Origin of the sequence: Peptoniphilus pacaensis (assembly GCF_900088125.1) — a bacterium.
GTDB classification, from domain to species: domain Bacteria; phylum Bacillota; class Clostridia; order Tissierellales; family Peptoniphilaceae; genus Aedoeadaptatus; species Aedoeadaptatus pacaensis.
In genome coordinates, this window is sequence record NZ_FLQT01000003.1 from 1553929 (window position 1) to 1565909 (window position 11981).

General features: G+C 49.7%; 15 protein-coding genes. All 15 read left to right on the forward strand.

Going from position 1 to position 11981, the window contains the following annotated elements:
* Nucleotides 1-24: 24 nt before the first annotated feature.
* Nucleotides 25-282, forward strand: a complete 258-nt coding sequence (locus BN7444_RS07355; protein WP_068457777.1) for an IreB family regulatory phosphoprotein — start codon at nt 25-27, stop codon at nt 280-282.
* 42 nt (nt 283-324) lie between these two features.
* The gene (locus BN7444_RS07360; protein ID WP_068457779.1) at nt 325-1266 is read left to right on the forward strand and encodes an aldo/keto reductase; all 942 of its coding nucleotides are present in this window, start codon (nt 325-327) and stop codon (nt 1264-1266) included.
* On the forward strand, nt 1267-1683 hold the full coding sequence (ruvX, locus tag BN7444_RS07365) for a Holliday junction resolvase RuvX (RefSeq protein WP_068457781.1): 417 nt from the start codon (nt 1267-1269) through the stop codon (nt 1681-1683). It abuts the gene before it with no gap.
* A gap of 62 nt (nt 1684-1745) precedes the next feature.
* Nucleotides 1746-2201, forward strand: coding sequence for a Fur family transcriptional regulator (locus BN7444_RS07370; protein WP_068457783.1), 456 nt, complete (start codon nt 1746-1748; stop codon nt 2199-2201).
* Nucleotides 2191-3861 (forward strand): ribonuclease J, encoded by a 1671-nt coding sequence (locus BN7444_RS07375; RefSeq protein ID WP_068457785.1) that lies wholly within the window; start codon nt 2191-2193, stop codon nt 3859-3861. The genes BN7444_RS07370 and BN7444_RS07375 overlap by 11 nt, the downstream gene beginning before the upstream one ends.
* A gap of 26 nt (nt 3862-3887) precedes the next feature.
* A complete protein-coding gene (locus BN7444_RS07380; protein ID WP_068457787.1) occupies nt 3888-4532 on the forward strand; it encodes an O-methyltransferase in 645 nt (214 codons plus the stop codon).
* A complete protein-coding gene (locus BN7444_RS07385; protein ID WP_068457789.1) occupies nt 4525-5748 on the forward strand; it encodes a peptidase U32 family protein in 1224 nt (407 codons plus the stop codon). The genes BN7444_RS07380 and BN7444_RS07385 overlap by 8 nt, the downstream gene beginning before the upstream one ends.
* Nucleotides 5745-6371: a uridine kinase gene (gene udk / locus BN7444_RS07390; protein ID WP_068457792.1), complete on the forward strand. Its 627-nt coding sequence runs from the start codon at nt 5745-5747 to the stop codon at nt 6369-6371. Before BN7444_RS07385 ends, udk begins: the two co-directional genes overlap by 4 nt.
* 97 nt (nt 6372-6468) lie before the next feature.
* Nucleotides 6469-7038 carry a translation initiation factor IF-3 gene (gene infC / locus BN7444_RS07395; RefSeq protein WP_068457793.1) on the forward strand — a complete coding sequence of 190 codons (570 nt, stop codon included), beginning with the start codon at nt 6469-6471 and terminating at the stop codon, nt 7036-7038.
* A gap of 10 nt (nt 7039-7048) precedes the next feature.
* The gene (rpmI, locus tag BN7444_RS07400) at nt 7049-7240 is read left to right on the forward strand and encodes a 50S ribosomal protein L35 (protein ID WP_068457795.1); all 192 of its coding nucleotides are present in this window, start codon (nt 7049-7051) and stop codon (nt 7238-7240) included.
* A gap of 15 nt (nt 7241-7255) precedes the next feature.
* Nucleotides 7256-7606, forward strand: a complete 351-nt coding sequence (gene rplT, locus BN7444_RS07405; RefSeq protein ID WP_068457797.1) for a 50S ribosomal protein L20 — start codon at nt 7256-7258, stop codon at nt 7604-7606.
* 56 nt (nt 7607-7662) lie between these two features.
* Nucleotides 7663-9012, forward strand: coding sequence for a TrkH family potassium uptake protein (locus BN7444_RS07410; protein WP_082941365.1), 1350 nt, complete (start codon nt 7663-7665; stop codon nt 9010-9012).
* A 9-nt stretch (nt 9013-9021) separates the two neighbouring features.
* Entirely contained in the window at nt 9022-9690 is a 669-nt protein-coding gene (locus BN7444_RS07415) for a potassium channel family protein (protein ID WP_068457802.1), read from the forward strand.
* The gene (locus BN7444_RS07420; RefSeq protein WP_082941311.1) at nt 9677-10438 is read left to right on the forward strand and encodes a TrmH family RNA methyltransferase; all 762 of its coding nucleotides are present in this window, start codon (nt 9677-9679) and stop codon (nt 10436-10438) included. Before BN7444_RS07415 ends, BN7444_RS07420 begins: the two co-directional genes overlap by 14 nt.
* Nucleotides 10435-11751, forward strand: coding sequence for a histidine--tRNA ligase (hisS, locus tag BN7444_RS07425; protein ID WP_068457806.1), 1317 nt, complete (start codon nt 10435-10437; stop codon nt 11749-11751). Before BN7444_RS07420 ends, hisS begins: the two co-directional genes overlap by 4 nt.
* The last annotated feature ends 230 nt before the right edge of the window (nt 11752-11981 follow it).

Sequence of the window (11981 nt, forward strand, 5' to 3'; positions counted from 1 at the left end):
TAATGCTCCTATGGAGGAGATTATATGGACAATAATCAATTTGAGACGCATATATTCGAAAAAACCAATGGTGACAGCGAGAAAATTCGTGACGGGATTACTACCGTATTTCATGCGTTAGAGGATAAGGGATACGATCCCATCGATCAAATTATTGGCTATATATTATCCGGAGACCCCACCTATATAACAAGCCATTTAGACGCGCGAAGTATCATTCAATCCATTGAACGTGACGAACTTCTGTCAGAGCTGCTGACATTCTATTTAAAGGAAGATTAGAGATGGGCTTGGGCTCATCTCTATTTTTTTAAGGAGCAAATCATGGCTGTTTTAGGAAAAACGGGGATCCACGTGTCGCCCCTTTGTTACGGCTCGTTGACCTTTTCGAGATTTCAGGCGAATTTACCTTTAAAAAAAGGGACGGAATTATTAGTTTATGCCCACGAAAAGGGTATTAACTTTATCGATACGGCAGAAATTTACGATAATTACGCCTTTATAAAAGGAGCCATTAAGGAAGTCGGTCGCAGTGAATGGGTGATCACATCGAAAGCCTATTGCTACGACGAAAAGACGGCCGATGCCAGCGTGAAAAAAGCGCTGGAGGAGCTGGACACGGATTACATTGATATTTTTATGTTGCACGAACAGGAATCCCTCCTGACCTTAAAGGGACATCAGCCTGCATTAAAACGGCTGGCCGAATTAAAAGAGGCGGGTTACATTCGTGCCATCGGTATTTCGACTCACTTTATCGGTTGCGTCAATGCCACGGCGCTTTTCCCGGAGATCGAGGTGATCCACCCGATCATTAATCGTCGTGGAGTGGGGATTCAAGACGGCACGCCACAGGAGATGTTAAACGCCATTGAACATCGACACAATCAGGGCATCGGGATCTATTCCATGAAAGCTCTGGGCGGCGGCCATTTAATTGCAGAAAACCGAGAAGCTCTAAAGTGGATTTCGTCCGTCGACTGCATCGACTCGACCGCAATCGGCATGCAATCGAAAGAAGAGATCGACTACAACACGGATCTTTTTTTAAGGGGAAAAGAGAACGAGCGGGCTCTGGAAGATGTATCGAAGAAGAAACGCAAGCTGATTATCGGCGATTACTGTATCGGCTGCGGCAGTTGTGAAGCGCGCTGCAAACAAGATGCGATTCACGTGGAAGAGGGCCGTGCCGTCGTAAACGATGACTGTATTTTGTGCGGCTACTGCGCGACGGTATGCCCTGAATTTTGCATTAAAGTGATTTAAATGAAACGATTGTTAGGACTGGACATTGGAAACAAAACCATCGGTGTCAGCGTCTCCGATCCTTTAGGCATTACGGCTCAAGGCGTGACGACGATTAAGCGGGCATCGAAGGTGGAGGATGTGGAAGCGTTAAAAGCGCTCATCGACAAGTACGACGTGGAAAAACTGATCGTCGGTTTGCCGAAAAATATGAACAACACCTTGGGCTTTCAGGCAAAGCGCACCATGAATTACGCCGACTATTTAAAAGAGGCGCTGAACATGGAAATTGTGTACGTGGACGAAAGGCTTACAACCTCCGGTGCCGAAGCTGTGCTCATCGAAGGTGGTGTTCGAAGGGAAAACAGGAAGAAACATGTGGACAAACTGGCTGCGACTTTAATCCTGCAAATGTATTTGGATCAAATGTCGCTTTAGCCGATGTTTTTCGTGATTTTTTGCGGCAAGCGGATGATGTGGATGAATATAGGTGGTGCTCCATGGACAATACATTCAAAGAATTTTTACAAAGCAAAGGCTATAAGTTTACGAGACAACGTCAAGTGGTGATGGAAGTTTTCGCCGAGCGCGAAGGCGAACACATGACCACGGAAGAAGTCTTTCATTACGCCGGAGAAAAAATGCCCGAAATCGGAATCGCGACGGTCTATCGCGCCGTCAGTCTGTTGGATTCCATCGGTTTTTTAACGGCGCTGACCTTTGAAGACGGAACGACCCGTTACGAACGTCGCATCGAAGACGAAAAGCATAAACACCATCACCTGGTTTGCAATATTTGCCACGAAATTACGGAAGTCAACATGGATTTATTAGATGATTTAGAAGATGAAATAGAAAGAAGCGTGCACTTTCACATTACCGATCATAATTTAAAATTCTACGGCATATGTGAAAAGTGCAGCCGTAAACAAGAAGGAGAAGCGAATGAAAAGTAAACAGAAGCTTCGCATTATTCCCTTGGGGGGATTGCGCGAAGTCGGGAAGAACATGACCGTCATCGAGTACAAAGACGAGCTCATCGTCGTCGATTGCGGCATGACCTTTCCCGAAGACGACATGCCGGGAATCGACATCGTCATTCCCGACATTCAATATTTAATTCAGAACAAACACAAAATCAAAGCCATCGTCATTACCCACGGGCACGAAGACCATATCGGCGCCGTCCCTTATGTCTTAAAGCAAATCAACGTGCCGGTTTACGGAACGAAATTGACCTTGGCCCTCTTGGAAAACAAGCTGAAAGAACACCGCCTCTTGCGCTCGACGAAGATGATCAATGTCAGCTACAAGCAGCCGGTAAAAATCGGCAAGTTCTTTGAAGTGGAATGGGTGCAAGTCAACCACTCCATTCCCGATGCGGCGGCTCTTGCCATTACCACGCCCCTGGGCGTGTTGGTGCACTCCGGCGACTTTAAGGTGGACTTTACGCCCATCTCAGGCGATCCCATCGACTTGAATCGCCTGGCCGAAATCGGCAACCGCGGCGTCCTGGCTCTGTTCAGCGAGTCCACCAACGTGCTCCGCGAAGGTTTTTCCATGAGCGAGCGAAAAGTCGGCGCCACCTTCGATCGACTCTTCGCCCTGATGCGCAACAATCGTATTATTATCGCCACTTTTGCCTCCAATGTCTATCGGATTCAGCAGATCATTACGGCGGCGGAGCGATACAATCGGAAAGTCGTTTTAAGCGGCCGCAGCATGTTAAATGTCATGGGCATTGCGGAAAACTTGGGCTATTTAAAGGTCCGCCCCAATACCATCGTGGACATTAAGGACATGGACAAGTATAATCCCAAGCAATTGGTCCTGATTACCACAGGCAGCCAAGGGGAGCCCATGAGCGCCATGACCCGCATCTCTACCGGGGAACACAAGCGCATTCAACTGACGAAAGACGACGTTATTATCCTGTCGGCTCACCCGATTCCCGGAAACGAAAATGCGGTCAACACCGTCATCAACCGCCTTATGGAAAAGGGCGTCCGCGTAGTATACGAATCCCTTTCGGAAATCCACGTCTCCGGTCACGCCTATCAGGAAGAACACAAAATGCTTTTGAGTATTTTGAAACCGAAATTCTTCATTCCCGTTCACGGGGAAGTGAAGCACCTGTTGAAGCATGCGGAAGTGGCACAAAAAATGGGCGTGCCGAAGAACAATATCTTTATGCTGGAAAACGGCGCCTGTTTGGAAATGACCAAGACGGAAGCCCGCCGCGTGAAAGACGTGGAAGCGGGACAAGTTTTAATCGACGGCTTGGGCATCGGCGATGTGGGCAATATCGTGCTCCGCGACAGGAAGCACCTCGCTGAAGACGGCTTGATCATCGCCATTATCGCCATGAACAAAAAGACCGGCCAAATGGTTTCCGGTCCGGATATTATTTCCAGAGGCTTCGTTTACGTCCGCGAATCCACGGATCTCATGAACGAAGTGCGTAATGTGGTATTGAAATCCGTCGAAAATTGCAAAAAACAAAACATCAAAGATTGGTCTTCGATTAAATCGCAAATTCGCGACGATTTAAGAAACTTCATCTTTAAGAAGACGAGAAGAAATCCCATGATCTTACCGATCATTATGGATGTTTAATAGCCGGTTCAGCCGGCTTTTTTCTCATGCATATTACGGAACCTTTTATCGAAGACTATTTGGCGCAGCTTTTTCCCGAAAAAGTTGGCTATTTAGGCGAGCTGCGTGCCTTTGCCGAAGACGAAGGCATCCCCATCGTCGATCGGCAGGTAGAAAACTTTTTGCAATTTTTCTTGGCCCTTTTGGCGCCGAAAAAAATTTTGGAGCTGGGAACGGCCATCGGCTATTCCGCATCTATTATGGCAAAAGCCGTAGATGATGCGGAAATCACCACAGTGGAGCTGGATCCGGATCGCGCGATTAACGCCCGCACCCACTTTCAAAACCAGCATTTGGAAGAGAGGATTCACCTCGTCGTCGGCGACGCACGGGACTTCATTCAAAAAGACGAGGATTTTTACGATTTTATCTTTATCGACGCGGCCAAGGGGCAGTACGAGACTTTTCTCAAAGAAAGTCTGCGCCGATTGGCGCCCGGCGGCGTCATCGTCATGGACAATGTGCTGTTTCACGGCATGTTGGCGTCGAAAAAATTATATAAGCGCCGAAAAATTACCATCGTAAAAAGGCTGAAGCGCCTCTTGTACAAAGTGCTTCGTGCGGACAATTTATCGGCCACGGTCCTGCCCATAGGCGACGGACTTTTGCTAGTAAGGAGATTGGATGGATAGAGTAGAACTTTTGGCACCGGCCGGTGACTTGGAAAAATTAAAAACCGCCATCGACTATGGCGCCGATGCCGTGTATTTAGGCGGGGAAGCTTTTGGCCTGAGAAAGGCGTCGAAAAACTTTTCGATTGAAAAAATAAAAGAAGGCGTAGCTTACGCCCACGAACGGGGGAAGAAAGTCCACGTGACCTTAAATATCATTCCCCACGACAAGGACTTCGAGGGCCTGGAAGATTACGTCCGGGCTTTGGAAGATGCGGGAGTGGATGCGGTGATCGTCGCCGATCCCGGCATGTTTATGCGGGTGAAGAAGGCGTCATCCATTCCCATTCACATGAGCACCCAGGGCAGTTTGACCAATAGCGATACGGTGCGCTTTTGGCGGGATCTCGGCGCCGAGCGCGTGGTGCTCGCCCGGGAGCTTACCTTGGACGAGATAAGAGGCATTCACAAGGATGTGGACGATATCGAAATCGAAACCTTTATCCACGGCGCCATGTGCATGAGCTACAGCGGCCGCTGCCTCATGAGCAATTACATGACGGGGAGAGATGCCAATCAAGGGGACTGCGCCCAGCCCTGTCGCTACAAATACCATCTGGTGGAAGAGAATCGCCCCGGGGAATATTTTCCCATCGACTCCACGGAGGAAGGAAGTTTTATTTTAAACTCTAAAGACCTGTGCATGATCGAGCACATGGACGAATTAATCGGCGCCGGCATTCGGTCTTTAAAAATCGAAGGACGGGTCAAGAGCGCCTACTACCTGGCCACGGTGATTCGCGCCTACCGCATGGCTATCGACGCCTACTACGCCGATCCGGAGCACTTCGCTTACGACCCCCTATGGCTGGAGGAAATAAAAAAAGTGTCCCACCGGGATTTCACCACGGGCTTTTATTACTCCGAAGCCAAAGGGCCCGAGGGCATCAGCGACTCCATCACCTATATTAAAGATTACGACTTCGTCGGCGTGGTGCTGGATTACAATCCCGAAACGAAGCGGGCGACCATCGAACAGCGCAACCGCCTCTTCGTCGGCGACGAGGTGGAAGTATTCGGTCCGGGAAAAGACTTTTTCAACTGGACCATCGAGGAAATGATCGACGAAGAGGGCCGGTCCATCGACGTGGCCAACAAGGCGCGGCAAATCTTTACGGCCCCCGTACCTCAAGCGGTAAGGGCGAAGGACATGATTCGAAAGAAGGTAGAGGGATGACACCTATTTTAATCGGCATTTGCGGCGGTTCCGGAAGCGGCAAGAGCACCGTAACGGAGCGTCTTTTAGAAAACACCGGCGATGCGCGCTGCACCGTGATTCGCCAAGACAATTACTACAAGGATCAAAGCCATTTATCCTTTGAGGAGCGGATCAAAACCAATTACGACCACCCCTTCGCCTTCGACAACGACCTGTTCATCGAGCACCTAAAGGCATTGAAGGCGGGAGAAAGCGTGGACATGCCCGAGTACGATTTTTCCCTGCACAATCGCAAGCAAGATACGATTCACCTGGAGCCGAAGGAGATTATTTTAATCGAGGGGATTTTACTTTTCTCCGAGCCCAGGGTGCTGGATCTGTTGGACATGAAAATTTTCGTGGACACGGATAGCGACGTGCGCATTTTGCGCCGCATCAAGCGAGATATGAAAGAGCGGGGCCGGAGTTTGGATTCGGTCATCGATCAATACATGGCCACGGTGCGACCGGCCCATCTTCAATTCGTGGAGCCGTCGAAGCGCTACGCCGACATCATTCTTCCCGAAGGCGGGCACAACAAAGTAGCCATGGATTTAATTCAAACGAAATTGAATCATATTCTGGCGGACATCGAGAAATAGCTTGACAGAGCCAATGGCATTTGATATACTTGTCGAGCATGAAGAAGAAGTCCGCTTCTCACCTTACGACAATGTTTTAAGGTTATGTTCCAGTTTTATGGGCGGGTCTTTGTGTGCCCGCTTTTTTTGTTGCCTATGGAGGTGTTTAGTCATTAAGGAAATTCAAATCAATGGAGAAATCCGCGCAAAAGAAGTGCGCTTAATCGATCCGCAAGGAGAACAATTAGGTATTGTATCCATTGAAAAAGCAAGAGCTATTGCTGACGAATTTAAATTGGATCTCGTCAATATTTCGCCAAACGCAAAGCCGCCGGTCTGTCGCGTCCTCGACTACGGAAAATATCGTTACGATATGATGAAGAGGGAGAAGGAAGCGAAGAAGAAACAAAAGACCATTACGGTAAAAGAATTGCGTCTGACGCCGAAAATCGAGACCCACGATTTAAACACTAAGGCCAATAAAGCCAATGATTTCTTAAAAGACGGCAACCGCTTAAAGGTTTCCGTTCGTTTCCGCGGCAGAGAAATGGGTCACACCGAAATCGGCCGGGAAGTCTTGGATGAATTTACGGAACTCGTCTCGGAGTATGGGGAAGTAGACAGGAAACCGAAGATGGAAGGCAGAAGCATGGTTATGTTTTTCCGCTCGAAGTCTGAGAACAAGTAGGAGGAATACTATGGGTAAAATGAAAACGCACAGAGGTTCCGCAAAGCGTTTCAGAAGAACGGGAACCGGCAAAATTAGAAGATTCAAAGCCTATAAAGGTCACTTAACGGGCAAGAAAACGGCAAAGAGAACGCGCAACTTGCGCCAAGGATCACTGGTTTCCAAGGGCGATGCACGTCGCATCGACACCATGATTCCGTAATCGGGGAGGTAAGACATGGCTAGAGTAAAAAGAGGTATTAACGCAAAGCGTCGTCATAAAAAAGTATTAAAACAAGCAAAGGGCTATTTCGGAGCAAAATCGAAATTATATCGCGTAGCAAACCAAGCGGTTATGCGCTCCATGAGCTACTCCTTTGCCGGCAGAAAGCAAAGAAAAAGAGATTTCCGCAAGCTTTGGATCACGAGAATCAACGCTGCCGCTCGCTTAAACGGCATGAGCTACAGCCGCTTCATCAGTGGATTGAAAAAGGCCGATGTGGATATTAACCGGAAGGTTCTTTCCGAATTGGCGATTCACGACCCGGATGCATTTGCACAACTCGTTCAAGTAGCTAAGGGAGAATAAGCGCTACACCCTATAGGGACACTCCCTATAGGGTTTTTTATTGACAGGAGAAAATGGTGAGACTACCCAATCGTCTTCATAAAAAAATTTCCCATAACCCGCCCTTCGTGCTGGGTATTTCATTTTTGGTCTTAATCGCCGTGGGGACGATATTGCTCATGTTGCCCCAGGCTTCGGCAGATCATCACTCCGCCGGCTTTGTGGATGCCTTGTTTACATCCACATCGGCCTCTTGCGTCACGGGCCTCATCGTCAGAAACACCGCCACGGGCTGGTCCGTATTCGGAAAATGCGTCATTATAAGCCTTATACAAATCGGCGGTTTGGGAACCATGACCATGATTATGTGGATCTCAATTTTCACGGGTCAGCGCATATCCCTCACCAGTCGCCTTTATATTCGGGAGCAATTAAACGCCGACAGCCTGTCGGGCCTGGTGCGGCTCATAAAATTTGCCACTCTGTTGACCCTGGCCTTTGAGGGAGCGGGGGCCCTTATACTTGCGACTCACTTCGTGCCTCAATATGGCGTGAAGACGGGCATCGCCTACTCCCTGTTTCATTCGGTCAGCGCCTTTTGTAATGCGGGTTTCGACTTATTCGGCGATTCCCTCGTGTCCTATCAGGGAGATTTTTTGGTCACTTTAACCATTGCCGCCCTGATTATATTAGGAGGTCTCGGCTTCGTCGTCTACGCCGATTTGTTGCGCTTCAGGAGTCATAAGCGGCTGAGCCCTCATACGAAATTGGTTTTCGTCACCACGGTGGCCCTGTTGATCACGGGGACGATTATGTTTTACGTCTTTGAGTACAACAACCCGCTGACACTGAAGCCACTGCCTCAATCTGAAAAGATTCTGGCGTCATTTTTTCAATCGACGACGATGCGAACGGCGGGATTTAACTCCCTGGAAATGGGCGATATTACCGATCAATCCGCCTTCGGAAGCTTGTTATACATGTTTATCGGCGGCTCGCCGGGCTCCACGGCAGGGGGTCTGAAGACCACCACCTTCGCCATCGTCCTGGCATCCACCTGGGCAAGTCTTCGCGGTAGCGACGACACGGATCTGTTCCGGCGCCGCGTGGGAAAAGACACGGTGAGAAAGGCCTACTCCCTGTTCGTTATCGGGGTTTCTTTGGTCTTTGCCGTGTCCGCTACGGTGGTCATGTTTGAAGGCGGCCAATTAAAGTTTATGGACGTGCTCTTTGAAACCTTTTCCGCCTTCGGCACCGTAGGGGTTACTCGCGGCATCACCCAAATACTGACGAGTCCGTCGAAGTTGATTTTGTCATTTACTATGTACTTGGGACGCGTCGGCCCGACGACCTTTGCTATGGGGCTGTTACACCGGGAGCACAAACGCAAATTCCGCTATGCGGAAGGAAAATTTATCGTGGGATAGGAGAGAGCCATGGTTAAAAGTTTTATCGTCTTCGGCCTCGGTCGATTGGGTTCGACGGTGGCAAAGACTTTGTTTAATATGCACAATGACGTTTTGGCGGTGGACTTGAATCCCGAGCGAGTGAAGGCGGTATCGGAAAATGTCACTACGGCCATTCAGGCGGATTTAATGGACGAAGACGTCTTTGAGGATTTGGGCCTGAGCAATTTCGACTGCGCCGTCATCGCCATCGGCAGCAGCTTGGATTCCGCCATTATGGCCACCATCGCCTGCGTGGAAGCGGGCATTCCCCTCATCGTCGCCAAGGCGCCGACGAAGCGCTACGGCCATATTTTGCAGCGGCTGGGGGCGAACTCCATTATTTATCCGGAAATCGACATGGGGATGCGCCTGGCGAAGCAGCTGACCGACAATGGGATCACTGATTACTTCGAATTGTCCGACGATTACGGCATCGTCGAATACGAAGTCCCGGAAGAATGGGTAGGCAAGACTATTCGCGAGCTTCAACTCCGACGGAAATTTCACGTCAATGTCATCGCCATTCGGCGAGGGAAGGATTTATTGGTTCGCCACTTTGTCGATGAAATTTTACAGAAGAACGATATCATCATTTTCTTCGGAAGCGACGACGATTTAAGAGAAATTCAAAACGAGCGTGCCGATGAAGATGATTGAATCCAAGGACAACAGTCGCTATAAATTTTGGAAAAAATTAAAAGACAAGAAACAGCGAAAGGAATCGGGCCTGCTATTAGTGGAAGGCGTGGTGGTCATCGAAGAAGTCATGGCCGAAGGCTATGTGGAAGAGCTGATCGTAGACAAGGATAAGCTGGCAAGCTTTGATGAACATTTGCGAGAGGCGAAAGTGCCGGTGACGGTGCTGGAATCCTCCCTCTTTAAGCAATTGGCCGCCACTGAAACCAATCAGGGCATGATCGCCCTGTGCCGCAGCTTTTTAGTCGACGAAGGGGAGCTTCCCGAGAAAGGCCGCTTTCTCTATGCCGACGGCGTGCAGGATCCGGGAAATTTAGGCGGCATGATTCGATCCGCCGAAGCCTTTCACTTCGACGGCGTCCTTATCGGCCCCGACACCGTCGATCCCACCAACGACAAGTGCATTCGCGCATCCATGGCATCGGCCTTTCGCCTGCCCGTCGCTTACGTCGGCGACGAGGCGCTTTTAAAGCTGAAAGAGAACTGCCGCTTCGTCGCCCTGGACATTCGAGGCGAGGGAATGACCTTCGAAGGAGACAGCAAAAACATGGTCTTGCTGGTGGGCAATGAAGCGAGAGGCATACGGGGGTGCCTATTAGATGAGGTGGATGTGCGCCTTCGCATTCCCATGAAAAACACCATCGATTCGCTTAATGCCAACGTGGCCGCTTCCATCGCCATGTTTGTTATAGAAGGAGGAGGACAATGACTCAGATCGTACAACCGTCCACATTGCCGGGCTTTATGGAACTTTTGCCCCAAGACCAATTGGTCTTTAATCGGATGAAAGATATTATTCGCAAGAATTATGAAGAGAAGGGCTTTTTACCCATCGACACGCCGGTCTTGGAAAAAGAGGAAATTCTCTTGGCCAAAGGCGGCGGCGAAACGGAAAAGCAGGTCTACGCCTTTAAAAAAGGATCCACGGACATCGCCATGCGTTTCGACCTCACCGTGCCCTTGGCCCGTTACGTGGCTCAACACTACAGCGATTTAAGTTTTCCCTTTCGCCGCTACCACATCGGCAAGGTGTATCGTGGCGAGCGGGCGCAAAAGGGCCGCTTCCGCGAATTTTATCAATGCGATATCGACATTATCGGCAACGGCAAGCTCTCTCTCTTTAACGACGGCGAGATTCCTTCCGTCATTGCCAAAACCTTCCAAGACTTGGGCTTCGAGGCCTTTACCATCCATATGAACAACCGCCGCATCTTAAACGGCTTCTACCGCGCTCTGGGTATCAGCGATTCCCAAGAAGTGCTGCGTATCGTGGACAAGGTGGATAAAATCGGCGTGGATGCCATGAAGGAAGAGCTGTCGAAAATCGGCCTGGCGGATGATGCCGTAGAAAAAATCGCGGCATTTATCGACATTTCCGGCACCACCGACGAAGTCTTCGCCTCATTGGATGCCATGGACGTGGATGACGAAGAATTTAAAACCGGCGTCAGCGAATTGAAAGAAGTCTTTGCCATCGCCCGCGCCCTGGGCGTGTCGGACAAGCACATGATCCCCGACATGAAAATCGCCCGCGGTCTGGATTACTACACGGGCACGGTTTACGAAACCATCTTAGACGACTACCCGGGCATCGGCTCCGTGTGCAGCGGCGGCCGCTACGACAATCTCGCCGGCCACTACACCAATCAAAAGCTGCCCGGCGTGGGCATTTCCATCGGCCTGTCCCGCCTGTACTATCAACTGAACGAAGCGGGGCTTTTAAAGAGCTACGACGACAAGGCGTCAGATTGCTTGATCATTCCCTTCGACGAAACGAAAGAAGAAGGGCTGCGCCTCTTAAGGACCTTGAGAGATGCAGGCGTCCGCTGTATTTTCTACGGCGAGTCGGGAAAGATCGGCAAGAAATTCAAATACGCCGACCACTTAAACGTGGCCTATGCCATCGTCCTCGGTCAATCGGAAGTGGAAAGCCAAATGCCCAAGCTTCGCAATATGAAAACCGGGGAAGAGAAAGCCATGAGCGTGGAAGAAATTATCGAGCTTTTAAAGAAAGAAGCATAAAATACAAATCGTCTTGCAAAAGAAACAGGAATCTGCTATACTTCTTAGCATGAATGAAGGGACGAGTACACAAACCCTTAGCGAAAGAGGACGGTGAAAGCTCTTACTTTGTGGAAAACCAACCCCGACGTCTGCCTTAATCGGCAGCGCTTAACAGGCGTTACATGTTTTGAGAAGCAATGAAGGTGGAACCACGGTACCGATCGTCCTTTTGGGGACGGTCGGTTTTT

Excerpts from the sequence above, each read along its gene's own strand:
- BN7444_RS07355 (WP_068457777.1), top strand. The coding sequence starts at position 25 with ATGGACAATAATCAATTTGAGACGCATATATTCGAAAAAACCAATGGT.
- BN7444_RS07360 (WP_068457779.1), top strand. The coding sequence starts at position 325 with ATGGCTGTTTTAGGAAAAACGGGGATCCACGTGTCGCCCCTTTGTTAC.
- ruvX (WP_068457781.1), top strand. The coding sequence starts at position 1,267 with ATGAAACGATTGTTAGGACTGGACATTGGAAACAAAACCATCGGTGTC.
- BN7444_RS07370 (WP_068457783.1), top strand. The coding sequence starts at position 1,746 with ATGGACAATACATTCAAAGAATTTTTACAAAGCAAAGGCTATAAGTTT.
- BN7444_RS07375 (WP_068457785.1), top strand. The coding sequence starts at position 2,191 with ATGAAAAGTAAACAGAAGCTTCGCATTATTCCCTTGGGGGGATTGCGC.
- BN7444_RS07380 (WP_068457787.1), top strand. The coding sequence starts at position 3,888 with ATGCATATTACGGAACCTTTTATCGAAGACTATTTGGCGCAGCTTTTT.
- BN7444_RS07385 (WP_068457789.1), top strand. The coding sequence starts at position 4,525 with ATGGATAGAGTAGAACTTTTGGCACCGGCCGGTGACTTGGAAAAATTA.
- udk (WP_068457792.1), top strand. The coding sequence starts at position 5,745 with ATGACACCTATTTTAATCGGCATTTGCGGCGGTTCCGGAAGCGGCAAG.
- infC (WP_068457793.1), top strand. The coding sequence starts at position 6,469 with ATGGGCGGGTCTTTGTGTGCCCGCTTTTTTTGTTGCCTATGGAGGTGT.
- rpmI (WP_068457795.1), top strand. The coding sequence starts at position 7,049 with ATGGGTAAAATGAAAACGCACAGAGGTTCCGCAAAGCGTTTCAGAAGA.
- rplT (WP_068457797.1), top strand. The coding sequence starts at position 7,256 with ATGGCTAGAGTAAAAAGAGGTATTAACGCAAAGCGTCGTCATAAAAAA.
- BN7444_RS07415 (WP_068457802.1), top strand. The coding sequence starts at position 9,022 with ATGGTTAAAAGTTTTATCGTCTTCGGCCTCGGTCGATTGGGTTCGACG.
- BN7444_RS07420 (WP_082941311.1), top strand. The coding sequence starts at position 9,677 with ATGAAGATGATTGAATCCAAGGACAACAGTCGCTATAAATTTTGGAAA.
- hisS (WP_068457806.1), top strand. The coding sequence starts at position 10,435 with ATGACTCAGATCGTACAACCGTCCACATTGCCGGGCTTTATGGAACTT.